Origin of the sequence: Sphingobacterium sp. UME9, from assembly GCF_014170215.1 — a bacterium.
Lineage (GTDB): Bacteria > Bacteroidota > Bacteroidia > Sphingobacteriales > Sphingobacteriaceae > Sphingobacterium > Sphingobacterium paramultivorum.
On record NZ_LZZP01000001.1, the window covers coordinates 112,458 to 136,095 of the forward strand.

Sequence of the window (23,638 nt, forward strand, 5' to 3'; positions counted from 1 at the left end):
TACCTATATAACGTAGTAAGTTCAAAAAATGTTTCAACCGATTGTAGTTTTTTTTACTTTTTAACATTTTTTGACTATTTGCTATTGATTTTCAATAAAATGTACTACTATTTATTTTGTTTTCTTTTTAGGGGAAATAAAAAACCTGTTAGCGGGGACTAACAGGTTTTTTATAAACTAACTAAATTATTAACCTAAATTTATGAAACTACAAAATAATATTCAAGAAGGATGCCAATGTATTGAACCCGTTAGCTGTTTAACGATTTTTAACAGCCTCTTTTCGGATAAGAAGGGGAGCCCCTAATTCTCAAGACAATGCAGTTAATTTTCAAACCTTTTGTTGCTCATAAGCGTTTATCTAAACAAAAAGATAGCAATCAATGCTGTCTATTTGACGTAAACTGTTTAAAAAAGAGGTACATGTCTTTAACATATCGCTATCAATTTGAAAATTACGATAGCCCATTTTGGGCTTTTGCCATTCATGATGGACATCAGGTCGATGCGCATTTGATGCCCTACATAAATATTACAGACGAGGAACGATTACGCGAAGAGGATCCTTATACGGCTATTTTGGCCGAATTACCTTGTAATCGATTTGTATCTGGAACCTCCAGGTTTCAACTGGATCTTAATCGAAAACGAGAAGATGCTATTTATCTTACACCAGAGCAATCTTGGGGGATGCGGGTATGGCGAACAGATCTACCCAATGAACTAAAAGATCAGCTGTATGCATTCTATGATGGCATATATGATGAAATAAGCCAAGCGATTCAGCGCACGATTGATCGTTATGGCTATTTTATCGTGTATGATATTCATAGTTATAATATGCGTCGCGGTGGGGCTGAAACCAGTTTGAACAATGCAACAGACCCTCAGATCAATATTGGGACACAACATAATCACAAAAAATGGCGAACGCTGACTGATCAGGTTTTGGAAGCACTACAGACTGGAAAAGATGGAGAAGTTTACGACGTCCGTGAGAATGTCAAGTTTAAGGGCGGATTCCTTTCTGCGTATTTGAATGATAAGTTTGGTGATAAAGGCTGTATTTTTTCTATCGAATTTCGGAAAGACTTTATGGACGAATGGACTGGGGAAGTATTTCCGCAAAAGCTTCAGGAGTATAAGCAACTTCTCTTGCACAGCATTGGAACACTGGAAAATTATTTTGCCTATGAAAGATAATGCGAAACAACTTGCTGGCATTTTAAAAATGATCAAAAATAAGGAGGTTTTCCACGTACAGATTCCGCCAAAAAACAAACTGGTATTTAATCAAGTTGTTCCTTATCTGTTTTTATACAGGCAGTTTTTTAGTCAAGATCCTATGCTGGCAGAGTTGGTTAAATCAGAACCGGCTTATTTTAGGGTAAGAGATCCGCAGATGAATGTTTCTGAATGGATCGCTCCAATCCTCAATCAACTTGTCGAAGAGTTTGGTGCTTGTTTGATTATTGAAGCTTGGGCAGCGGATTCAGCACAGGAGGAGGATATCCAAATACATATTGCGCGGAAAAATGTACAGGCTATCGCTCAGTATCTAGGTAAGCAACTGACAACAGAAGAATCAATTTCCAAAGTGGAGATATTGACAGATTCCAAAACAAATGCAACGCAAAGTTTATCCCCTTCGAGTGTACAGTTGGATGATCTGAACACCAATATATTTTACATGGGGCTGGAGATAAAACCGAAATACCTTTTAGGGGTAGATCAGCAAATTTTACCGATCGATCTGCGTCATTTCCGTGAAGCCATATCCAGGAGTCTGTCGAAAACATTCTTCGAATTCATTCGTATACATACCTTATCTAAACCTACGGCATTTAAAATAAGTCAGCCTAAAAAGATGCTTCCTTTAGCTTGGGAGATTGATCAGAAATTAGCGCGGGAAAGCCAACGATTTGATTTTTTATTATTGGTTACACCAACAAATTCTTACGATGCCTGGCAGCAATTTAAAAAGGGAAATTACCGAAAAACTCCTGTTTTTCGATATAGGCCCATGCCTATTGATCCAGATATTATCAAGAGAAACCTCTATAACTTGCATATCGAAGATTTATTTGATCCTTCCATTGCTTATTTGTTTCGTGATAAACGCAAGGAGCTTGATCAGATGATGACCATGTTGAGTGAGCGGGGAAAAGAAGGATTTTTGTTGGGCAGTATGCAGGTTTTCGGTACTGTCAATGAAAAATTGTTGGAAAAGGCACAGGCAATTTTGACAATTACGACAACGGATCGAGAAGTAAGAACGAAAGAAGAGGATATTGTCTATGCCGAAGAGTTCGCTAAGCTCGCCCAGGAAGAATTGGATTATCTGAAAAACCAAGATCCAAGCTTTGGCACCACAGTGAGGCTACGGGATGATATTTATGGCGTGATGGTAAATCAAGGCGTACTCAATATAAGTAAGCAGTATAGTTTGCCAAGGAATAGGGTAAAGGCACTGATTCAACATGAGGTCGGTACACATATTGTTACTTACTATAATGGGAAGCAACAGCCGTTCAGCCTCTTTAGATTAGGCGTTCCCGGTTATGAAAAACTTCAGGAAGGCCTCGCTGTACTTGCTGAGTATTTGGTAGGGGGCCTGACAAATAATAGACTACGTATTCTGGCTGGAAGAGTTATCGCTGTCCATCATATGCAGCAAGGCAGTTCATTTATTGATACATTTTCAGTCTTGGTAGACAAATACCAATTTTTGACCGAAACAGCTTTTCAAATGACGATGCGGGTCTATCGAAGTGGTGGGCTTACCAAAGATGCATTATACTTGAGTGGTTTAATCGAATTGACCAATTATATCAAGAGTGGACGAGATCTATCTCTGTTGACGATGGGCAAAATCCGCGAAGATTATATACCAATCGTTGAAGAACTCATGTTAAAGGGTGTATTGAAGGCTCCGACCCTGACACCAAGGTATCTAATGGATCCATATAAGGATGCCTTGTTAAACCTCAAAAAGAATAATGGAATATTTCAAATGATTCAGTAATCAGATATTTTATATGAAGATAGCATTCGTGATCAACCAAACCCATAAAGAAACTGCTCGTTTCACGACGACTGTTTTGGCATTGAAAGCCCATCAAATGGGACATGAAATTTATTATATTGGCTTGGCCGATTTCTACTATGAGTCGGCCCATATTGCCGCCCATGTGCGAAAAGTACTCCCTGATCAGATGCTTACCTCCACCAATAGCCTCATGGAAGTATTGCGCGCAACAGAAAAAACTAAGATGATTTTGGAAGATATGGATGTGGTTTGGCTACGATTTGATCCAGTTCTGGATATGGTTAGCCGACCTTGGGCTGCCGCTTCAGCCCTACAATTTGCCGCTCTCCTAAAAGAAAAAGGTGTATTGGTTATCAATGATCCCGATAGCCTTAGTCGGGCTAGTAATAAGTTGTATCTCGAGGGATTTGATGAATCTATTCGACCTAAAACAATTGTAACCCGAAACTATGCCGATGTCATTGAATTTTTTGAACAACAGAATAAACTTATTATTTTGAAACCCTTGAAGGGGTCCGGCGGTAAAAACGTATTTTTAATCAATAAGGATAATCAGCAAAACCTCAAGCAAACTGTAGAAGCTATTGCCCGAGATGGTTATGTTATTGGCCAGGAATATCTTCCGGAAGCTGCCCGCGGTGATATCAGATTCTTTTTACTAAATGGAGAGCCTATTTTGATTAATGGTAAATATGCTGCTGTTCATCGCGTGCAACAAGGGGACGAGATTCGGAGCAATGTGCATCAAGGTGCAAAGACCCAAGCAGCCATTATTTCACCGGAGTTATTGCTTATGGTCGATAAGATCCGGAATAAATTAGTTCAAGACGGAATGTATTTTGTCGGTTTGGATGTGGTAGGAGATCGTATTATGGAAATCAACGTATTTAGTCCGGGTGCATTATGCCAGACGGAAGAAATTGTAAAAGAGGATTTTTCGGCGCTTATTATTGAAAAATTAGCGGAGAAGGTTGCTTTCAGAGAACGAGGTTGATGACAGTTGTATCGATGAAAATTGATGTTGTTGAAATCACTGCGGGAGTGCTAAGCTAATGATTTGCGGTAATTATGAATTTGAAATGAATTACATGGATTAAATTCTTGTTATTTTTGAAAAAAGAAAAATATGCTGATTATCGATTCTCCATCCCGCAACGCCTATTTTAACATCGCTTCAGAGGAGTATTTATTGGGTAAATTTCCGGAAGAGGATATTTTTTTACTCTATGTAAATGACCCTTCAATTATCGTGGGTAAATTTCAGAATACCTTGGCCGAAATCAATCTTGATTATGTCAACGAGCATCAGATTAAGGTTGTGCGACGAATGTCTGGTGGTGGTGCTGTTTATCATGATGCTGGAAACTTAAATTTTTCTTTTCATACCTTATTGGGAAATCATGATTTTATGGATTTTTCGACCTTTACCCAGCCGATTGTACATATTTTGAACAAATTGGATATCCCTGCAAAATTAGAAGGAAGAAATGACCTCCTAGTAGATGGGAAGAAGTTTAGTGGAAATGCCAAGCTTGCAAAAAATGGGAAGATGATTCAACATGGTACGATATTGATTGATTCGCAGATGCAGGTATTAAGTGATGCTTTAAAGGTCAATCCATTGAAGTTTGTAGATAAGGCGGTAAAATCGAATCGCGCACGTGTCACAAATTTAATTGAATATTTACCTGCTGGTTTTACGACTGAAGATTTTAAGGAATTGCTGATTGAAGAAATAAAACTTGAGAATCCGGCGGCCAAAATGATTGAGTTTACCGCTTTGGATATTGAAAATATAGAAAAATTGGTCGAAGAGAAGTATGAAACATGGGATTGGAACTTCGGTTTTTCGCCAAATTATAATTTTAAAAAAGCAATTAAGATCCCCGCGGGATTCATCGAGTTGCATTTGGATGTACATAAAGGATACATTGAAAGGGCTAAAATTTTCGGTGATTTTTTTGCATCCCGATCAATTCATGAACTTGAAAATTTATTGATTGGTGAAAAGCATGAGGTAGGAGAGATTGATACCTTATTGAAATCAATTGATTTGACGACGTATTTTGGTAAAGTTGAACCCGCAGAAATTCTTACCTTGTTTAAATAGAAAATGTAGTATTGCCCGATATGGGTGTTAATTAATAAATATATGCCTTGGAATCCAGATATATACAATCAATTTAAAGATATTCGTTTTAAACCGTTTTATGATTTATCTGAACTAATTACTGCCGATAAAATGGAACATGCAGTCGATTTAGGTTGCGGTACAGGTGAACAGACAGCTATCTTAAGCGAACAATTTTCTCAAGCGACCTTTCTTGGGGTAGATTCTTCTGCGGAAATGCTTTCTAAAAGTCATAAGTTGGAAACGGAACGTCTGAAATTTAGGCAAAGTTCCGTTGAGAACTTCCTTGCAGAGCCAAAAACCTGGGATCTTATATTCAGTAATGCTGCTTTACAATGGTTGGAAGATCATCAGGTTCTTTTTCCTCAGCTTATTTCTAAGCTTAATGTTGGCGGGCAATTGGCGATACAAATGCCTTATCAGCCCGAAAATATACTAAATAAAATTTTATTTGAATTGGCGACGGAAGAACCCTATCGATCCTATTTAAGGGGCTGGAATAGGCCTTCTTCGGTATTGGATATTGATACTTATGCGCAATTGTTATTTGATAATGGCCTGGATCAATTAAACCTTTCTCTTCGTGTATATCCACTCATTGCTGCTGATGCAGACATGCTTTACAATTTTATCGCTGGGTCAGCTTTGATTCCTTACATTGAACAATTGGAGGAAGATAAGAAGTCTGTATTTGTAACTGAATTTAAAACACGTATCAAAAAACATTTCACTAAATTTCCAGCGATCTATTCTTTCAAGCGCATTTTATTATATGGGCGTAAAAGGTAATTCACATATCGATCAGATCGGACCAATGGGCAGCTGTAATCGTCGCTAGGTCTGTTGGGGCTAAAATAATCTGAAGCCCCCTTTTTCCCGCGCTTACCGAAATCGCTGTCTCCAATTGTGCGGCCTCTTCAATAAAGGTTGGGAACTGTTTTTTCATGCCAATAGGTGAACAGCCACCACGAATATAGCCGGTCACCGTTAAAAGGTCTTTCATCGGGAGCATTTCACAGTTTTTATTCCCAGAGGCCTTCGCTATTTTTTTAAGGTCGAGCTGTGCATTTCCAGGAACTACGGCAACAATATAAGGATCTTTGTTGCCTTTTAAGACCAAGGTCTTATAAAGTCTCTCGGGTGACAGACCTAGGGTTTGGGCGACATGCTCAGCACTGACGTCCTGTTCGTCTACCTCATATGCTCTGAGTTCATACGTTATTTTTGCCGTGTCCAACAGCCGAACAGCATTTGTTTTACTCGACATACCCTAGCCTTGTTTTTTCTTATTAAAATAGGTCGTTATGGCATCTAGCGCGTATGCATTCAAACAGTTGCTTGCTTGCAGACCACCCTTTTGAGCCACCAATACACCATATTGCATATCGTGCAATCCCTCTGTACGATGGGCATCGGGATTGATGGAAAGTAAAACTCCTTTCTCTACTGCATAACGGTGCCATCTCCAATCCAGATCTAATCGTAAAGGATTTGCATTTATCTCAATGACAACGCCATTTGCCGCACAAGCATCGATTACCCGTTTAAAATCTAACGGATATCCGGCTCTGCTTAATAATAGTCTTCCTGTTGGATGGCCTAAGATTGTTGTATACGGATTTTCGATCGCTTTGATTAGTCGTGTTGTGGCTTTGTCTTCGTCCATTTTCAGATTGGAGTGGACGGAGGCGACAACGAAGTCAAACTTAGCCAATACCTCATCGGGATAGTCTAATGAACCGTCACCTAGAATATCGGATTCAATTCCCCTGAAAATTTTGAATGGAGCCAATTTTTCGTTTAATGTAGCAATCTCATTCCATTGTTGTTCCAACCGCTCAATGGAGAGGCCGTTGGCATAGACTGCAGTTCGCGAGTGATCGCATATACCCAAATATTCTAGCCCCAGGACATCTTTACAATGTAATGCCATTTGCTCGAGGCTATGTACGCCGTCACTATAGGTGGAGTGATTGTGGAGTGTTCCCCTGAGATCTTTGTATTGAATCAGCTTTGGCAGTGAATGCGTTTGAGCCTGCACTATTTCATCTAACCCCTCTCGTAATTCGGGTTCAATATAATCTAAACCCAAGTTACGGTAAATGGCCTCTTCACTGGAAAGTGAAGGGAGATCTGGTAGAATATTAAATAGGAGATCGAGATGTGCAGTGGATCCGGTACTAAGAATCAGGTCGCGATAAAAATCATTGATATTGCTATTGAAGACTTTGAAAGTAAACCCCAATTCATCGGTCAGTTCTATGGAGTTTTCTGTTTTTTCCACTAAAGTAAGTCCATCAAGGAATTTTTCGACGTTGTCTATACTTTCCGATATTAAAAGATCTACGGTGCTCAAAACCTCGCATTTTCTTCGGAAATCTCCTGTATATGACAGCAGGGAAGAAGGGAAATGCAATTTCAATTCGTTGAAAAATTTTTCTGCCAGCGGAAGCACTTTCGCATATAAAAACCATCCTTTGTTGGAAATAGAAAACTCAATGGATTTTTTGATGTCTTCCTGCGTTTTAAGACCAAACCCTTTTGCTTCTACGAGACGGTTTTCATTACAGGCGTAAAGTAATTCGCCGACACTTTCAATCTCGAGTTCTTTCCAGATAATTTGAATCTTTTTAGGGCCAAGGCCCTTAATATTTAACATTTCAATAATACCGGCAGGTGTGTTTTCAATAAGCTCCTCAAGCTCTTTGAAAGTTCCTGTAGCGGCAACTTCTTTGGCTTTTTCAGCAGTGCTTTTTCCTATTCCAGGCTGTGCACTCAAATCTTCAAGACTAGCCTCGTCAATACGGAAAGGTAGCTTGTCCAACTTAAAAGAGGCACTTGCAATGGATTTTGTTCGAAAAGGATTTTCGTTGTGAAGCTCCATCAATTGGCTACATAATTTGAAAATTTTTGAGATCGCTTTATTGTCCATCGTATTTGAATTGTTAAGCTACAAATATCTTAAATTTTAGGTCAAAATAACAATTCAAATACGGATATTATAGCGTTAAATAATGTAAAAAAGCTACTTTAAATGCCTATTTTTCTCTATTTCTTGAAATTAACAACAAAGTGACAAATGCATATGCGCTTAACCAAACATTTTGGCTATGTTTGCCGTTTTTGGGTGTTAAAATTGTGGTTATTTTGTGCATATCTTATAAAAACAACCCTATTAAATAGTAAAATATCATGATAGCAGACATTAGTGACAAAGAAATCAGTGGGCTTTATAAAACAGGTATTATTCAACAAACTGCTTATTGGTCTGCAGTAAAAAAAATGCAAGGTATACAATCCAAGGCATTTAATTTTAAATCCAAACAATCCGATCTGTATGTTGGGGTCGACGACGATACCTATTTTATCGGCGATCTATTAATTATCATTCAAGCCATAGATCAGGAACATAGCATTGCCTATGTACCTTATGGACCTGAGATTGAACCTTCAGATGAAAACCAGGGCTATTTTTTAGAACAGTTATCGGAGAGTTTACGTTCCCATCTGCCACCAAATTGTATAATGATACGCTATGATCTATCTTGGGAATCACATTGGGCTAAAGAGGATGATTGTTATGACCTTCATGGCAATTGGCTAGGGGTGCCGGAGAAACGTATTCAGGAAATGCGCTTTAATTTTAATACAGAAAACTGGAACTTTCATAAAGCCAATACAGACATACTTCCTTCCAATACTATTTTTATGGATCTTAGAAAGGGTGAGGATATGTTGCTTGGAAATATGAAATCTAAGACAAGATATAATATTAATTTAGCAGAGCGAAAAGGAGTACGTGTGCGTTCGCTGGGACTTGAAAGTTTGGAGATTTGGTATGAGCTTTATCGGCAGACAGCTCTTCGAAACAACTTTTTCTTACATGATATAAGCTATTTTAAGATCGTTCTTTCTGCAAGGGCAAGTGATACATTATCTCCGGCAGATGTATATCTTTTAGTAGCCGAAGTGGATAGCAAGCCTTTGGCCGCTATGTTTTTGGTAATTGCTGCAAATCGGGGGACTTATCTATATGGAGCTTCTGCTTCCGAAAATCGTAATTATATGGCGACATACGCTTTGCAATGGCGTGCGATGCAGCTTGCGAAAGAAAAAGGTTGTACAGAATATGATTTCTTTGGAGTATCGCCACAGGCAGATCCTTCACACCCTTTATATGGACTTTATCGTTTCAAAACAGGATTTGGTGGTGAAATCTACCACCGTATGGGCTGTTGGGATTATCCCTTGGACAATAGGAAATATCAGTACTATGCCTCAATGGAGTTTAAAAACCAGAGCTATCATTTGAGTTAGAAATTAGAAGACCTCACCCAAGGTGAGTCTAACGCCACGGTGATTCTTACTGATACCATAGTCGATTCCAATGTTGGTGCCCGAGTTTTTGTTAAACTTAATTCGTGCACCAGCACCAGTGCCGACGTTCCAGTCCTCGAACATGGAATTCTTTGGCCCGTTTAATGTCGTAAAGTTCATAAATGCAACAAATCCAAATAAGCCATTTTGGGTGATATCACGACGATATTCCGTTTCTAAATAGTAAAGTGATTTGCCACGAAAACGGCTGACTGGAAAGCCTCTTCCCGAACTATTGTATGGATCCCATCCTAAATTAGGAAGATCAAGATAGGGCGCTTTACTATTAAATACGGTCCAGAAGAAACTTCTTATGGCAATCATATTTTGGCGATTTCTGTCTTGGGTAAGCCTATGGTATCGTCTAACTTCGAGAAATAACGATTTCCAATTCTGATCACTTCCTAAAAATGTCGGATTTACACGGAACTGTAAATTGGCATAGTTACCCGACCAAGTATTGATCGAATTGGCGCGTGTATCGTAAATTAAATTGAAGCTGACTCCTGAAGACATGGTATTGTCTTTTAAATCTGTTCCATAAGGGTAGGAAGTGTAGTCTTCGAGCTTGGTATTGCTCGTAGACTTAATATTCATTCTATAATCTAAGTCATAGCCAATTCCCATAAAAAGGCCACCATGAATTCTTTTTAATGCATGTTGGTATAAACGAAAGTAGGTGTAATCTAAATTAATCTGCTGGTCGCCATGATGCTCTTTGCCAATTCCCCAAGTTTCGTGCGGGTATTTTAGTAGACGGATATCGCCATCAATCACCCATGCATTCTCTTTTAACCAAATGTAAGAACGGATTGGCAGACCAAATCGTTTTCCAAAATTTGTGTAGGGAGTAAATGTCATTTTGGACATATAGGTATCGGAACGATCTCCTAAATAAAATCCTGCGGTTGTACTTGTAATTAAAGCATGCCCTCCTCCAGGAACATTTGTCGAAAAGGGTAAAAAGGAAAAATAGATTTTCTTTCCTGTACTATCGACAGTTTGGGGTGGCTTGATATTTAATATTTCTTTTCCAATATCAATCAGGTCCCGTTGTTTACTTGTATCAGCGAGATGTTTGGTGGTTTCTATTTCATTGACGGGACGTTGTGCATATGCAGTATCGGCAAGTACAAGTAGAACCATCAAAATAGACCATTTAATATAAAAAAGGTATGCGCTATCGTAGTGTGTCATGAAAGAATGCAATCTAGCAGGAAATAGACAGAATAACAATATTCAAACCAATAATTTATTCATTCTGTCACGTTTTGGCTATAAAGAGAATTGATTGGAAATTTCATTCGCCTAGAAAAAAATATCATTTACCGATTTTAATGTAATGTTAATCTAAATGTAATGAAATCAATATATGAGTTGTCTTAACTTTGAATCAGAAAATAAATAAAAAAAGTACGCAACAAATTTATATAGTAAGCGACAATAAAATAAGAAAATATACTAATACATTATAAAATTGAAAAAGATATGAAAACTTTAGTAAAAACATTTGTAGCAGCGGCAATGATTGCAATCTCTACTTGCTCAATGGCTTCAGTTAAGCCAGAAGAACGCAATTTAATTACTGCTGACTTGGCCATCGATGAATACGTTGGTGCAATGACCGAAGGTCAAGTAGCTAATTTGGATAAGCTTTTTACAGCTGATTTTGACCAAAAAATTTGCGGTAAACAAGATTTGAAACATAGCCGTCATGAGATGATTGAATTTTTGAAAAAACAAAAAGGAATCAAGATGAACTGCAGAACAACAACACAGATCGTTGAAGAATTACCTGATTATGCAATAGCGAAAGTTACTATGCAATTTGATGGTTTTGCGAAAACAGATCTGATCACACTTGTTAAAGAAAACGGAACCTGGAAAATTTCTAAATCTGTAAACTCTTATAAATAAGAATTTGCCGTCAAAATTGGTCGATTAAAAATAAGAAAAGGGTACTTAGAATAGAGTAAGTACCCTTTTTTTGTGGAGCATATCAGATTCGAACTGATCACCTCTTCACTGCCAGCGAAGCGCTCTAGCCAAATGAGCTAATGCCCCAGCTTTATTTGGTGTCGCTAAGATAGTACTTTTTTGGATAAACAAAGCCTCTTTTTTATTTTTCTACATATTTTTCTACGCATGTTATTTAGTCGCTTTTTTTTATGGTGTAAATGCTTTAGAATCAAGGAGCTGTATGTTTGTCTGTTTCAAGATATTTCAATCCTATTGAAAAACAAGTACGTTTAACGAAGATATCTTAAGACCTACCTACTTACGCTCATCCAGATGTATTATTGTTTTTCTGTAAGAAGAGCTTCGGTTCGCTTTATCTGACCTTTATCTTTCCAGGCATCATGGCCAGGAATAACCATGTTAATTTTAGGATATTTTGCCAATAACCTCGCTAGGGATGGCTTCCAGGATTTTATATCCCCATCTGCCGTAAATCCTAGATCTTGGGCTTCGGAGCTTTTTATAAAACAACCACCGTCTAGGATCTTATATTCGGGAAACCAGACAACAACATTGTCCATGGAGTGTCCGGCACCAAAAAAGTTCAAAACAAAAGACTGTCCGCCGACGCTGTAGGTTTTATTGGTGGAAACAAGATGAGTGGCCTGGGCTTTGTGATTTGCCTTTAGCAGGTCGTTCGTCATTTTTGTTGCATAGGTTGGAATTCCAATGCGGTTGTAATAAGCAAAGCCACCTGCCCGGTCTTCGTGCCAGTGTGTCGCGTAAACGGCAATGACGGGTAAATTATGTTTTTGTTTGATACTGTCCAATAAGGGTTGATATTGTGTGGAATCCCATGGTGTATCAAAGAGGATAACGCCTTTTTTCGTAATTAGATATACAGCATTAGCAGCATATTTGGTGCCTCCAAATGTATTAAAGGTCGTGTAAAGATACAGTTGCGGATTTATCTTCTCTATTAAAAGAGGTTTTTCTTGCGCTTGTAGAGATGGAGAAAGACCGAGTAAACCAATGCTCATGCACAAACCAACGAGTTTTGTGCGAATATAGGGTGAAAAAAGTGAGATCATATTTTTGAATGTTATAGCATTAACGTTAGAACAAAATGATTATTATTTTTTCAAGACCTTATTAATACATTTTTTAGGTAGACTGAACAAAGTCTTCGCGATAAGGAGTGAACGAATCGATCAGTTCTCCTTCTTCAAGACATTCACATCCATGAATCAATTGCGAATCAATGATACAAGAGTCGCCTGCAGTTAGGATGCTATCGACACCATTAATATGGTATCGGAATTTTCCTGCACTAACATAAGAAATCTGTGTGTGGGGGTGTTGATGAAGGGCACCGATGGCTCCTTTTTTAAAACGAACTTTCATGAGCATGAGTTCATCATTAAAAACGAGTATTTTTCGCATAACGCCTTCGCCGAGGTCTGTCCATTGCTGCTCGCTGTCGTGTAAGAATATTTCGCTCATCTAATTATTGATTTATGGATGTTTCGATTGGAAAATGCTCTGTTTTCCAATTATAGCAAATAAATATGAATTTACGGCTAGATCCATTGCTTCTTTTGTAGAATATCAACTTGCTTTGCAAAATTTGATAAAAGATGTGGCGAATTAAAAACCAAAAGACTCAAATAAGTGAAAAAACAGTTATTTTGTGCCTGAGCAATATGTATATTACACGATGAATTATTTCGACGAGCTTATTACTTTATTACAAGAAGAGCAGCAATTTGATCGATTACAACATGAAAATTTGTTGTTGAAAAGTAGTTTGAATGAACGAAGAATGCAAGGTGTCACCTGGTTTCCGATTCAGATAACAGATACGGAGCTTGGAAGAGGAGACTATTTGTCCGTTAATTTAAATCGAACAAATCATTATGAGGTCGAACATAAGTTTCGCTTCGGTATGCCAGTTTGCCTGTTTTCAAATCACGATCCCGACCGAGATCGAATAGAAGGCATCATATCTTCGATCAATAGGGACGGGATGCGAATTTCATTTCGTGTCGATGAACTTCCAGAATGGAGCAGAAGAGGGAAGCTTGGTGTTGATTTATTATTTGATGAGTATTCCTATCGGGAGATGTTCAATGCATTGGAGAAAGGAAAGGAATTGAGCGGAGATGCAAAGCAAGGTAGTTTTGTGAGAAGATTAATCGGTGAAGAGTTGATTCCGATTGCTTCTATTGGAAAATTCTATGAGCATCCCAGCTTAAATACGGGGCAAAATAAAGCGATCCAACAGCTATTGGAAGCAAGTACTGTGGCTCTTTTGCATGGGCCGCCGGGGACAGGGAAAACAACAACGTTGGTTCAGGCTGTGAAAGCATTGCTAAAACAATACAACAAGCAAGTGTTGGTTGTTGCACCGAGCAATACGGCCGTTGATCTGTTAACCGAACGTTTAGACGCTGCTGGAGTTGCAGTAACAAGAATAGGAAACCCCGTTAAGGTTTCGGAACATCTTCAAGAATTGACACTCGATGCAAAGATTGATCGACATCCCGCAAATAAGGATATTAAAACACTTCAAAAGCAAGTGCGGACGTATACAGAGATGGCTCAAAAATATAAGCGTAATTTTGGAAAGGCTGAGCGGGAGCAAAGAAAAGCATTGTTTGATGAAGCCCATCGAATCAGAAAAGATGTCGATAAGATTCAGGATTTTATCAGTGCAGATGTTTTGGATAAATCCCAGGTAATCACTGCAACTTTGGTTGGATCGAATCATGAGGTTATTCGCAATCGCAGCTATGAAACAGTCATTATTGATGAGGCCGCACAAGCATTGGAGCCTGCTTGCTGGATACCGATATTAAAGGCACATCGGCTTATTTTGGCCGGTGATCACAATCAATTACCTCCAACAGTAAAATCTAGTAGGGTATCTAACCATGGTCTGAGTCATACATTATTCGAAAAATTGGTAGACCATAATCCGCAATTAGTTTCTTTGCTAGATGTACAGTATCGAATGAATGAACAAATTATGGAATATCCGTCCTCAGCCTTGTATAATGGCTTGTTGAGAGCAGATAGTACAGTGGCAAAGTGGAGCTTAGCATTGGATACCGAACCGGTCTTATTTATTGATACAGCGGGAGCGGGGTTTGAAGAAACGGAAAGTGACGGCGCAATCTTCAATATTGGAGAAGCTCATTTTATTAAAGCTCATCTGAACGACCATATTGGGGCTTGGAAAGCTTCCTTGAACAGAGATGAAAGCCTGAGCATCGGGGTGATCGCACCTTATCGAAAGCAGGCCACTTTATTGAAGGAGGTATTGGATGGGGAAGACGCGCTACGACCTTTTAATGACTTGATTAAAATACAGACAATAGACAGTTTTCAAGGACAGGAGAAAGATGTTATTTATATCAGTTTGACAAGAAGTAACGCCGAACAGCAGATTGGTTTTTTGTCTGATGTTCGCCGGATGAATGTGGCAATGACGAGGGCTAAGAAGAAACTGCTTGTTATTGGAGATAGTGCTACAATAGGTTCACATCCGTTTTACCGAGAATTTATAGCCTATACCGAGTCGATAGGGCACTATCATAGTGTGTGGGAATGGGATATTTCAGCAATATAACGCGAGATGCCACTTCCTATGAAGTGGCATCTTGCTTTTATTGAAACTTACTGACTAGATTGATTCCTGTAATCTCTCCTTATTAAGAAGTGAATTTCATCCAATCTGTGTTTTCGTCGTAGTTCATAAGTGGTTCGGCATTATTATTATTCGATAATTGGCCTACCAACATATAAATATCCATGCTCACGTGTTGACGTGTTATTTCTGTCATCTTATCATTGAACCCGGCGTTGTTAATTTGTAAAACATACTGAAAACAAATGACGCGGGCGATTATCTTTCCAAGTGTAACCAGTTCGCGCTGTTTCGGCTGTAGCGGAAAGTCAAAATTCAAGATTGATGAGAAAAATGGTGCTGCAAATTCAGTTGAGCTATATTTTTTTAAGAAAGACAATAAGTTGCTTTCTTTGGTTTTGCGCATAAGTTTACCGATCGCTTCAGCAACTTGAGAATAAAGCATTTCATTTGAACCCTCAAAGATTTGAAAAGGTCTACTGTCTATGAGGCCACGACCGGCAACATGGTCTAACCTGTAGCCATTTGCACCGGATAATTGCACACATATTTGCGCGGCTTCATGCATTAAGTCTGTCACAAATGCTTTCACACTATTGGCATCTACACCATAGGCTGAAAGGTCATTATGGATAGAGCTGATCGAGACACTGTATGAACACATTGCAGAACATAATGTAAATGCAGCCTGTATGCGCGACAATTGAAATTTAACAGCGTCTAATTCATTTAAACTAATACCCGATACACGACGTTCGGAACAATGCTTCATGGCCTCATCCAACATCCGTTTTATAAAACCCATGCCCATTCCAGGGAACTGTAATCTACTGCGATGGAGGGTATCTAACATCAATTTAATTCCTGTACTTTCCGGATTTAGTTTGTGGTCTGTGGGAACATTGATGTCGATGTCGTTCACACCATAAGGAATCGCATAGAGACCAAGGCTATTGTATTTCTTTGTAACAACAATCTTTTGTTCTTCGACGGCGTTCTCTGTGACAAAGAAATCTATATCCCGCACCAGTTCTCCGTTTTCATTTTTCTTGCGTGCTGTCACGAGCCAAAAGTCTGCAGCTCCAGTAAGACCTTGCCAGTGTTTTTCACCTTTTATATAGTACTTATCGTCCTTTTGTTCGTAAGATGTTCGCATATTGAGTGCGTCGCTGCCGTAAGCTTGTTCGGTAATCATTAGTCCCCCCATAGCTTGGTTTTCCAAAAATTGAGGGAATACCTTCTCTTGAAGTAAGGTGTCGCCGTATTTGGCAAAAGGTTCCAAAAATAGCGCAATATTAATCCCGAAGATTAGCGATAAAGATAGGGATTCATAAGAAGCTGCTGCCAGTACGCCCAAGCATTCTTTTACATGAAGGCCCCGACCACCGTGGTGTTCTGGAATAGCAACCGACAAGGGTTGCATTTTCATGATCTCTGCTAAAAACTCAGGCGGTAGCCCTCGCGTTAAACTGAGCGAGTTGTAATCATACTCTTTATTAAATAAGCTTGATAGCCTAGTTTTAAAATCCGCAATAAACAAATCGAAATCTTGGGTTATATTGTTGTGTTCTGAAACCTTAAGCATCTTTAAATATGTAATTAAATGATGGAACAATTTATTTGAAACATCGAGAATAAAGTGTACTACCGAACTGAAATTCTCTTTTTGCTTCAATCACTTACACAAAAATAACTGCAATCAATTTGATTCTCTTGTGTACTTCAGTATAAAAGATAGGACAAATCGTGCATATTGAAAACCTAAGTTGCTCTGTTTCGATAAGAAGTAGGAGAAACGCCAACTATTTTTTTGAAAAGCCGTGAGAAATAAGAAGGATCAGAAAAATCCAATTCATAACAGATATCTGCAATGCTTTTAGTGGATTCAAACAATAGAAATTGACTGTGCATAATCAGCACTTCAAGAATGAGTTCCTTCGACGATTTCTTGAATACAGAAAATACGCATCGATTAAGGTAGTTTGTAGATACCGCGAGTTTATCCGCGTAGAATGAAATATTTTTTTGCTTTTTGAAGTTTTTGTGCACAAGCTGTTTGAACATCATAGCAATTTCCTGTCTCCGATTGAGGGCTAGGTTGGATGAAGATAGCTTGATGATTTTTAGAATTGCCGATTTTAATAAATTTTCAAATAGTTCTCGATAAGGTAATTCCGAAAGCAGTTCATTATAAAGCAATCTAAAAAGCTCTTGAAGATCGCTGCTGTCTCGCGCAGTTAAGTTCAGTAAGGGCGAGATATTAAAGATATTCAAAATCTCCTGTTCCCTGAATATGGAAGTCATTGCATTGTCGTTGATCAAAACGCAATGTCCTTTCGCGGATTTATCGACCGACTTTATTGTTGAGATATTGCCGTAATTGCTGATAAGAATTGCCGGAGCTGTTACAACGTATTCCTTAGCTCCAATTTGATGTTTAAAATAACCTTCAGTTATATGAACGAGGAGGTTATAGCCCAAGAAAATAGGTGGGGTAGGGAATTTAATGTAAGGAGCGATTTCACTGAGCTGAAATATCTTGATCGGCGATTGCTGGTAGCGAAGATGCTCCAAACTACCTGTCATAAAACGATCTACAAATTCACCCGCATTTACCTGCTTTTCCATTATCAATTATTATTATAAAAATTTAGTATGCCACAGCTTCTGAATGTCATCTATTGTTTCATGTGTAAATCATGCTCCCAATAATACTCCAAAGGTAGCTGGATAAAACTTGTTTATCAATTTTAACAAATGATTTGCTAAAATAAAGCTTTATCCTTAGTTTAGTTTTTGCAATCGGATAAATAGCTTGATGCTCAGGGGCTATATTTTAATATTATAAACCAAATGAATATGAAACCAGTGCTCATTTTTATATTGACTCTATTCCTGTTCAGAAATGCAACAGCACAGATCTCGTTGAATTATTGTAATGATCGTATACAAACTGGAGCCGAGCAGACCGAGCGTTATCTTCCTTATTTAATGAATAAACGCATTGCAATATTGGGCAATCCATCTACGGTTATTAAAGGGAGACACCTTGTTGATAGTCTACTTGCACGCGGGGTTCAGATTGTGAGAATCTTTGGGCCTGAGCACGGATTTCGAGGCAATGCAAGTAATGGAACTAAAGTGGGGGACGAAATCGATCCGACAACTAAAATTCCTATTGTCTCTTTATATGGGAATAAGAAAAAGCCAACAGCGAAGGATCTAAAAGATATCGATCTGTTTATTTATGATGTGCAGGATATGGGGGTGAGATTTTATACCAACATTAATACCCTTCGGGATATTATGGAAGCCTGCGCAGAAAATGATAAGGAGCTCTTGATCTTAGACCGGCCCAATCCCAATGCCTACCTAATTGATGGTCCTATTTTGGAGACAAAACATAAGTCGGGTATCGGGCAATTCCCAGTTCCTATTGCACATGGGATGACTACAGCTGAATTCGCCCAGATGATCAATGGAGAAGGTTGGATGGATACTAAAAAGAAATGTAAATTGAAGATTATTCCTGTAGCAGATTATGATCATAGTATGCTTTATAAGTTACCAGTCAATCCTTCGCCCAATTTAAATACGGAACAAAGCATACTATTATATCCCAGTACCTGCCTCTTTGAAGGTGTGAAAGTGAATCATGGCAGAGGCACCGATTATCCCTTTGTTGTAATTGGTAGCCCAATCTATAAGGGTATATATGACTTCTCATTTGTCCCCGTCAGTAAAAAAGGGATGAGTGAATCGCCACTGTTTATGAATGAAGAATGTTATGGAATAGACCTGCGTAAATATGATCTGCAGCAGCTTGTAGATAGCAAAAAAATAAACCTATCCTGGATGATAGCGCTTTATCGGAATTCTCCGGAAAAAGACAAGTTTTTTGATCAATCATTTTCGAAACAGATTGGCAGTATCGAAAAGCTCGTGGGCGTAGATTTATTTCGCAAGCAAATTGAAGCCGGTGTTTCGGAAGAAGAAATCCGAAAAAGCTGGGAGCCGGGCCTAAGTAATTATAGAAAGACTAGGGAAAAATACCTTATCTATCAATAATATAACCTGAATAAAAGTATATCGATGTTTGGACTAAAATATGATTGGCGCCCAATTATTATCCTATTTATTACAGTGGGATGTTTTTGTCAGTTACGGGCGCAGCATCTGGCTAGAAGTCTAGATCGTCAAAATTATACAGCACAATCTAACATTAGGTTAAATCCCGCGTTGAAATGGAAATTCAAAACAAAGGGAAGGCTGTTTTCTTCGCCCGTCGTTTGGAAGGATATCGTTTTTGTCGGGTCTTGCGACAGTAATCTTTACGCATTGAATAAAACGAGCGGTAATGTACTTTGGAAGTATAAAACTACCGGTGAAATTCGGTCAACTGCTGCTCTTGATGCCGGAACAGTGTATTTTTTAAGCACTGATGGCTACTTGTATGCCCTGGATGCCCAAACAGGTCGAAAATTATGGCAGTTTTCAACCGATGGTGAAAAGAGTTATGATGTATGGGACTATTTCCTCTCATCTCCTGCGGTTGCAGATGGTGTAGTTTATTTTGGCTCTGGGGATCATCATGTCTATGCCGTAGATGCTAAATCGGGAAAACTTGTTTGGAAATTCCCGACTGGAGGTATTGTGCATGCAGCCCCAACGTTGGCACGCGACCATGTTTTCATTGGTAGTTTTGATGGTTATTTTTATTGTTTGAAAAAAGATGGTACCCTTCATTGGAAGTTTAAAACAGTTGGCGAACGTTATTTTCCAAAAGGCGAGATTCAATTCAACGCAGTTGTTGCTGACAGTACAGTCTATTTTGGTGCGCGTGACTTTAATGTATATGCGCTAAATGCCACGAATGGAAGTGGATTTTGGGTATATCATCAACCGGGAAGCTGGACAAGTGTTCCTAGTATTTTTGCCGAAAAGCTTGTCGTAACCATGTCCGATTCCTATAGTATACTTGTTTTAAATAGAATCGACGGCGTGAAAATAGTTGAGCCTAAAGTACCTTTAAACACGTTTAGCAGTGCCTCAATTGCTGGTAATGAGGCTTTTTTTGGAACGCTGGATGGTGTAATTTATAGATTGGATATAAAAAACGGAGAAGTTGTACCTATTTTTCAAACTGAGTCGAGTAAAAAGAATAGGCAATTGTTTCTCAATGATGAAAATATGCTCCACCCCGATCTGCAGCAAAAATATAAAGATGATATTACAAGACTGTTTGCAGACTACCTGCAGATGGGAAGTATCTTTTCAACAATATGGATTGATGAAAATCGGCTTTATTTTAGTTCCACTGATGGTGCCATCTATGCATTGGAATAGTAAGTACGCGCTATTTACAAATCGTAGCAGGGCTTACTTTCTCAAAATTTTTTCCATGGATCTACCTTTGGCCAGTTCATCAATTAATTTATCGAGATAACGAACTTTCTGAACCAGCGGATCTTCAATATCCTCAATGCGATAGCCACAGATTACACCAGAGATCTTTGAAACATTCGGGTTTAAGCAAGGTGCTTGTTTAAAGAAATGTTCAAAGTCAATTTTATCGTCAATCGTTTGCTGTAGGGATACCGGGTTATAGCCGGTAAGCCAGAAAATGATTTCGTCAACCTCTTCTTTTGTGCGTCCTTTTCTTTCGGCCTTTTGTATATAAAGCGGGTATACACCAGCAAATGACATGCGATATATTCTTGTATTATCCATTTTTACACATTGATTTTATTAAAGGTATTCATTTTGAATGAAAATAAAAACAAAGGATAGTTGGCTAAATTAAGCAGAATCATTGCTACGTAACTATAAAATTTACTTAGCAATTTCTTTAATAATAATATAAATTATAATTCTATTTTTATGCGATACAAAATTATTGAAAGATTATATATGGATTTGAGGTATATTCGAAATAACATACATATTAAAGAAGAGGATCAACAACGTATCAAAGACTTTCCTGTGCTGATAGGAGGTTGCGGAATAGGAAGTTATATTGCAGAATGCTTGTTGCGTATGGGGTTCGAAAATTTGACAATTGCTGATGGTGACATTGTCGAATTGTCAAATCTAAATAGACAAAATTATACAAACAAGGATATTGGTGTAAAGAAAGTAATTGCTTTGCAGGATCGCTTACAGACAATTAATCCGGAAGCCAAAATAACGGTATTTCCAGAATTTATCAACAAAGATAATCTATATGATATCGGTGTTAATCATAAAGTTGCTATCAATGCCTTGGATTTTTCTTCTGATATTCCCTTTGTTTTTGACCAATATATGACCGAAAGAAATATACCAGTAGTACATCCTTATAATTTGGGTTGGGCCGGATTTTTAACGGTGCTTCCGCCCGAAGGTCTCAATCTGCAGTCATTGGAAAAGGCCCATCAGACATTCGAATTAAATGTCGGTAATTTCATTGTGGATAGTTTAAAAGCAAAGGGTATAGAAACGAAATGGTTTGAGGAATTTTTGGAAGAATATGGAAAGATAGCGTTGACGTCACCTCCGCCGCAGCTATCCCTAGGTTTATACCTCCTATCTGGCATGGTAAGTCACATCGTGTTCAATTTGGCAACAGCAAAACCGGTGAAATTCTTTCCCGATTCCTATTATTTATCCATGATTAGCTAACTATAATATAAGATAAAGAATCGATTGTTTTATTACACTTTTGTGTAGTAATTTTAATGCGGAAGGAATTTAGGAGGAAAGTGCTTATTTTTATTGCTCTTGAATACCATCTACATGAATTGGACATCTGATAATTATTATTTCACTAAACTTAAAAAGGAAGAACTTTTTGAACTCATTCATTTTTATTTAAGGACGACAGCTGAATATTATAATTTGGATGATTCTCTTAATGAGGAATATGCGCATCATTATAAAAATTTGTTAGGCGAAGATTTAAGTTTTTTTGATACTTCAATTTATTATGTCTTGCGTGATCGAAAAATGCATAATATCCATGCATCAATTCGCATTACTTATTGGGATAGAGAAACAGTATTACCCATTCAAAAATTATTTTCCGTATCAAAAGAAGAGCTTTTATCGCAAAACGTAAATCACTATTGGCATATCGGACGATTTATTATTTCGAAGAAGATTGAAGGCCAACGGATCAGTATTTTGAAAAAGATGCTCTTTGATGCATTTTTTTCGCCCTATTTTCTGGATAACGGCTTAATCATCGCCGAATGTGACAAAAAGCTGGTCAGTACACTATTAAAACTTGGGATACCTTCGTATGAGCTTGGCAGCCCAATCATCTATTTATATTCAGAAACCCTGCCTATTTATATTAGAACTGAATGGCTCGATTACTTCATTCAAAAAAATAAAGTCGCTCAATATTGTTTAGCTAATAGTGATGATTCGGATAGCTTTGCTATTAAAGCAAAACATATGGGTTTTCATGATAATAATGGCAGCAAAAATAGAGTATCTAATTAGAATAGAGATAGCTCAATAGCTAGTGCTGTTGCTTCAGTAATACTCTTCACCTTTAATTTTGAGAATATTTGCTTTTTGTGAAACTTAATGGTATCAATTGAAACGTATAATTTATCGGCAATTTGTTCCATTGTGAATCCCTGAGCTGAAAAAAGAAGAATATCTTTCTCGCGTGGTTTTAGTTTGACATGAGGAGATTCTACCCAAAGATCAGTATCTAAATTATATTCAAATTGTTTGCCCGCATCGTCAGATTTAAACTTAATATTCCCCGCATTGGCATGTGAAGAAATGGAAACTACACATAGTGCAATCCAGGGGTTTGAAGATTTGTCTAAAAGAATAGGCTTCAGTTTATGGTTTATAAGAAGAGGTTTTCCTTTAGCTTGCTTCAAATGAAAATCATAGGATATTGAATGTGTTAATTTGTCTTCAGTCGGAAGATTTTCGAAAAATTCGAATCCGACTTCATTTATTTTCTTTAACAGCAGTAAGTCTCCTTCAGGTACATTATCCAAATAATGCTGATATCCTTTTTTTTGAACTTCAGAAGGAGTATTTCCACATAAAAATATAGGGTTATCAGACACGAACAGAAAGCTCTTTTTTGAATAATCAATTAAATATATGCTTTGGTAAGTTAATTTGCTGAGAGATTTTGCAAAATTAATATAGGCATCTACAATTTCATAGTCATCCTTAGTAAAATTATCTTTAACATATACCGGCTTAAAAAAATCTTCAATCTCAACTTTCATATTGTAAACTACAAAAAGGATTTACTCTAGTATCTAAATAATAAATTAGCGAAAATTTTACGCTAATTTGTAAGGCAAAAATAATGACTTAAATTCAAATAAAATATTTAAAATAGCCGTTTGTTAAGTATTTATACGTGTTTTATGTTTTTCTAGAACTAAAAAATGACGTATTTCAACACTTTTTGTCTCTATTTTACTTGATAATAAATGTCCTACACAAATGTGTA

At 37.8% G+C, this 23,638-nt stretch carries 21 protein-coding genes and 1 tRNA gene; 12 read left to right on the forward strand and 10 right to left on the reverse strand.

Annotated features, from left to right (window positions below; all coding sequences use genetic code 11):
* Positions 1-423: 423 nt before the first annotated feature.
* The 5 genes from A9970_RS00490 to A9970_RS00510 all read left to right on the forward strand — a co-directional run bounded on the left by A9970_RS00490 (position 424) and on the right by A9970_RS00510 (position 5,969).
* On the forward strand, positions 424-1,203 hold the full coding sequence (locus A9970_RS00490) for an N-formylglutamate amidohydrolase (protein WP_182980935.1): 780 nt from the start codon (positions 424-426) through the stop codon (positions 1,201-1,203).
* Positions 1,193-3,025, forward strand: a complete 1,833-nt coding sequence (locus A9970_RS00495) for a flavohemoglobin expression-modulating QEGLA motif protein (RefSeq protein WP_182980936.1) — start codon at positions 1,193-1,195, stop codon at positions 3,023-3,025. Before A9970_RS00490 ends, A9970_RS00495 begins: the two co-directional genes overlap by 11 nt.
* 13 nt (positions 3,026-3,038) lie before the next feature.
* Positions 3,039-4,043: a glutathione synthase gene (locus A9970_RS00500; RefSeq protein WP_182980937.1), complete on the forward strand. Its 1,005-nt coding sequence runs from the start codon at positions 3,039-3,041 to the stop codon at positions 4,041-4,043.
* A gap of 132 nt (positions 4,044-4,175) precedes the next feature.
* Positions 4,176-5,159, forward strand: a complete 984-nt coding sequence (locus tag A9970_RS00505) for a lipoate--protein ligase (protein ID WP_153846179.1) — start codon at positions 4,176-4,178, stop codon at positions 5,157-5,159.
* Positions 5,160-5,201: 42 nt separating this feature from the next.
* A complete protein-coding gene (locus tag A9970_RS00510; protein WP_182980938.1) occupies positions 5,202-5,969 on the forward strand; it encodes a methyltransferase domain-containing protein in 768 nt (255 codons plus the stop codon).
* Between the two features lies 1 nt (position 5,970).
* Here the strand turns inward: A9970_RS00510 and ybaK are convergent, their stop codons facing one another.
* Positions 5,971-6,447, reverse strand: a complete 477-nt coding sequence (gene ybaK / locus A9970_RS00515) for a Cys-tRNA(Pro) deacylase (RefSeq protein WP_159728994.1) — start codon at positions 6,445-6,447, stop codon at positions 5,971-5,973.
* A 3-nt stretch (positions 6,448-6,450) separates the two neighbouring features.
* Positions 6,451-8,112, reverse strand: a complete 1,662-nt coding sequence (locus A9970_RS00520) for a DNA polymerase/3'-5' exonuclease PolX (RefSeq protein ID WP_182980939.1) — start codon at positions 8,110-8,112, stop codon at positions 6,451-6,453.
* A 260-nt stretch (positions 8,113-8,372) separates the two neighbouring features.
* Here A9970_RS00520 and A9970_RS00525 point away from each other — a divergent pair, with 260 nt between their 5' ends.
* Positions 8,373-9,497, forward strand: a complete 1,125-nt coding sequence (locus A9970_RS00525) for a peptidoglycan bridge formation glycyltransferase FemA/FemB family protein (RefSeq protein WP_182980940.1) — start codon at positions 8,373-8,375, stop codon at positions 9,495-9,497.
* A gap of 3 nt (positions 9,498-9,500) precedes the next feature.
* Here A9970_RS00525 and A9970_RS00530 read toward each other — a convergent pair whose 3' ends face one another.
* A complete protein-coding gene (locus A9970_RS00530) occupies positions 9,501-10,703 on the reverse strand; it encodes a hypothetical protein (protein WP_228280351.1) in 1,203 nt (400 codons plus the stop codon).
* 342 nt (positions 10,704-11,045) lie between these two features.
* Here A9970_RS00530 and A9970_RS00535 point away from each other — a divergent pair, with 342 nt between their 5' ends.
* Positions 11,046-11,474 (forward strand): nuclear transport factor 2 family protein, encoded by a 429-nt coding sequence (locus A9970_RS00535; RefSeq protein WP_083663549.1) that lies wholly within the window; start codon positions 11,046-11,048, stop codon positions 11,472-11,474.
* A 73-nt stretch (positions 11,475-11,547) separates the two neighbouring features.
* On the opposite strand, the gene A9970_RS00540 is transcribed toward A9970_RS00535, so the two are convergent.
* The 3 genes from A9970_RS00540 to A9970_RS00550 form a co-directional block, all read right to left on the reverse strand.
* Positions 11,548-11,621 (reverse strand) — tRNA-Ala (locus A9970_RS00540).
* Between the two features lie 233 nt (positions 11,622-11,854).
* Entirely contained in the window at positions 11,855-12,556 is a 702-nt protein-coding gene (gene bla, locus A9970_RS00545; RefSeq protein WP_153846196.1) for a BlaB/IND/MUS family subclass B1 metallo-beta-lactamase, read from the reverse strand.
* A 124-nt stretch (positions 12,557-12,680) separates the two neighbouring features.
* On the reverse strand, positions 12,681-13,019 hold the full coding sequence (locus A9970_RS00550; protein ID WP_159728988.1) for a cupin domain-containing protein: 339 nt from the start codon (positions 13,017-13,019) through the stop codon (positions 12,681-12,683).
* Positions 13,020-13,206: 187 nt separating this feature from the next.
* Between A9970_RS00550 and A9970_RS00555 the strand changes: the two genes are divergently transcribed.
* On the forward strand, positions 13,207-15,147 hold the full coding sequence (locus A9970_RS00555) for an IGHMBP2 family helicase (RefSeq protein WP_310889253.1): 1,941 nt from the start codon (positions 13,207-13,209) through the stop codon (positions 15,145-15,147).
* A gap of 82 nt (positions 15,148-15,229) precedes the next feature.
* Here the strand turns inward: A9970_RS00555 and A9970_RS00560 are convergent, their stop codons facing one another.
* Entirely contained in the window at positions 15,230-16,750 is a 1,521-nt protein-coding gene (locus A9970_RS00560; protein ID WP_182980941.1) for an acyl-CoA dehydrogenase family protein, read from the reverse strand.
* A gap of 176 nt (positions 16,751-16,926) precedes the next feature.
* Complete coding sequence (locus A9970_RS00565; protein ID WP_182332881.1) at positions 16,927-17,793, reverse strand: AraC family transcriptional regulator; 867 nt, start codon at positions 17,791-17,793, stop codon at positions 16,927-16,929.
* A gap of 225 nt (positions 17,794-18,018) precedes the next feature.
* Between A9970_RS00565 and A9970_RS00570 the strand changes: the two genes are divergently transcribed.
* Positions 18,019-19,233, forward strand: coding sequence for an exo-beta-N-acetylmuramidase NamZ domain-containing protein (locus tag A9970_RS00570; RefSeq protein ID WP_182980942.1), 1,215 nt, complete (start codon positions 18,019-18,021; stop codon positions 19,231-19,233).
* A gap of 24 nt (positions 19,234-19,257) precedes the next feature.
* Positions 19,258-20,511, forward strand: coding sequence for a PQQ-binding-like beta-propeller repeat protein (locus tag A9970_RS00575; RefSeq protein WP_182980943.1), 1,254 nt, complete (start codon positions 19,258-19,260; stop codon positions 20,509-20,511).
* A gap of 33 nt (positions 20,512-20,544) precedes the next feature.
* Here A9970_RS00575 and A9970_RS00580 read toward each other — a convergent pair whose 3' ends face one another.
* Positions 20,545-20,895: a DUF2200 domain-containing protein gene (locus A9970_RS00580; protein WP_159728982.1), complete on the reverse strand. Its 351-nt coding sequence runs from the start codon at positions 20,893-20,895 to the stop codon at positions 20,545-20,547.
* Positions 20,896-21,075: 180 nt separating this feature from the next.
* On the opposite strand from A9970_RS00580, the gene A9970_RS00585 reads away from it, so the two are divergent.
* Both A9970_RS00585 and A9970_RS00590 read left to right on the forward strand, forming a co-directional pair.
* Positions 21,076-21,825 carry a ThiF family adenylyltransferase gene (locus A9970_RS00585; protein WP_182981011.1) on the forward strand — a complete coding sequence of 250 codons (750 nt, stop codon included), beginning with the start codon at positions 21,076-21,078 and terminating at the stop codon, positions 21,823-21,825.
* Between the two features lie 114 nt (positions 21,826-21,939).
* On the forward strand, positions 21,940-22,650 hold the full coding sequence (locus A9970_RS00590) for a hypothetical protein (RefSeq protein ID WP_182980944.1): 711 nt from the start codon (positions 21,940-21,942) through the stop codon (positions 22,648-22,650).
* On the opposite strand, the gene A9970_RS00595 is transcribed toward A9970_RS00590, so the two are convergent.
* A complete protein-coding gene (locus tag A9970_RS00595; RefSeq protein ID WP_159728976.1) occupies positions 22,647-23,408 on the reverse strand; it encodes a response regulator transcription factor in 762 nt (253 codons plus the stop codon). The genes A9970_RS00590 and A9970_RS00595 overlap by 4 nt on opposite strands.
* Positions 23,409-23,638: the final 230 nt, after the last annotated feature.

Coding starts and splice junctions, on each gene's coding strand:
- A9970_RS00580 (WP_159728982.1), bottom strand. CDS start 20,895: ATGGATAATACAAGAATATATCGCATGTCATTTGCTGGTGTATACCCG.
- A9970_RS00595 (WP_159728976.1), bottom strand. CDS start 23,408: ATGAAAGTTGAGATTGAAGATTTTTTTAAGCCGGTATATGTTAAAGAT.
- A9970_RS00560 (WP_182980941.1), bottom strand. CDS start 16,750: ATGCTTAAGGTTTCAGAACACAACAATATAACCCAAGATTTCGATTTG.
- A9970_RS00490 (WP_182980935.1), top strand. CDS start 424: ATGTCTTTAACATATCGCTATCAATTTGAAAATTACGATAGCCCATTT.
- A9970_RS00505 (WP_153846179.1), top strand. CDS start 4,176: ATGCTGATTATCGATTCTCCATCCCGCAACGCCTATTTTAACATCGCT.
- A9970_RS00510 (WP_182980938.1), top strand. CDS start 5,202: ATGCCTTGGAATCCAGATATATACAATCAATTTAAAGATATTCGTTTT.
- A9970_RS00530 (WP_228280351.1), bottom strand. CDS start 10,703: ATGGTTCTACTTGTACTTGCCGATACTGCATATGCACAACGTCCCGTC.
- A9970_RS00575 (WP_182980943.1), top strand. CDS start 19,258: ATGTTTGGACTAAAATATGATTGGCGCCCAATTATTATCCTATTTATT.
- bla (WP_153846196.1), bottom strand. CDS start 12,556: ATGAGCATTGGTTTACTCGGTCTTTCTCCATCTCTACAAGCGCAAGAA.
- A9970_RS00495 (WP_182980936.1), top strand. CDS start 1,193: ATGAAAGATAATGCGAAACAACTTGCTGGCATTTTAAAAATGATCAAA.
- ybaK (WP_159728994.1), bottom strand. CDS start 6,447: ATGTCGAGTAAAACAAATGCTGTTCGGCTGTTGGACACGGCAAAAATA.
- A9970_RS00520 (WP_182980939.1), bottom strand. CDS start 8,112: ATGGACAATAAAGCGATCTCAAAAATTTTCAAATTATGTAGCCAATTG.
- A9970_RS00525 (WP_182980940.1), top strand. CDS start 8,373: ATGATAGCAGACATTAGTGACAAAGAAATCAGTGGGCTTTATAAAACA.
- A9970_RS00570 (WP_182980942.1), top strand. CDS start 18,019: ATGAATATGAAACCAGTGCTCATTTTTATATTGACTCTATTCCTGTTC.
- A9970_RS00550 (WP_159728988.1), bottom strand. CDS start 13,019: ATGAGCGAAATATTCTTACACGACAGCGAGCAGCAATGGACAGACCTC.
- A9970_RS00590 (WP_182980944.1), top strand. CDS start 21,940: ATGAATTGGACATCTGATAATTATTATTTCACTAAACTTAAAAAGGAA.
- A9970_RS00500 (WP_182980937.1), top strand. CDS start 3,039: ATGAAGATAGCATTCGTGATCAACCAAACCCATAAAGAAACTGCTCGT.
- A9970_RS00585 (WP_182981011.1), top strand. CDS start 21,076: ATGGATTTGAGGTATATTCGAAATAACATACATATTAAAGAAGAGGAT.
- A9970_RS00535 (WP_083663549.1), top strand. CDS start 11,046: ATGAAAACTTTAGTAAAAACATTTGTAGCAGCGGCAATGATTGCAATC.
- A9970_RS00565 (WP_182332881.1), bottom strand. CDS start 17,793: ATGGAAAAGCAGGTAAATGCGGGTGAATTTGTAGATCGTTTTATGACA.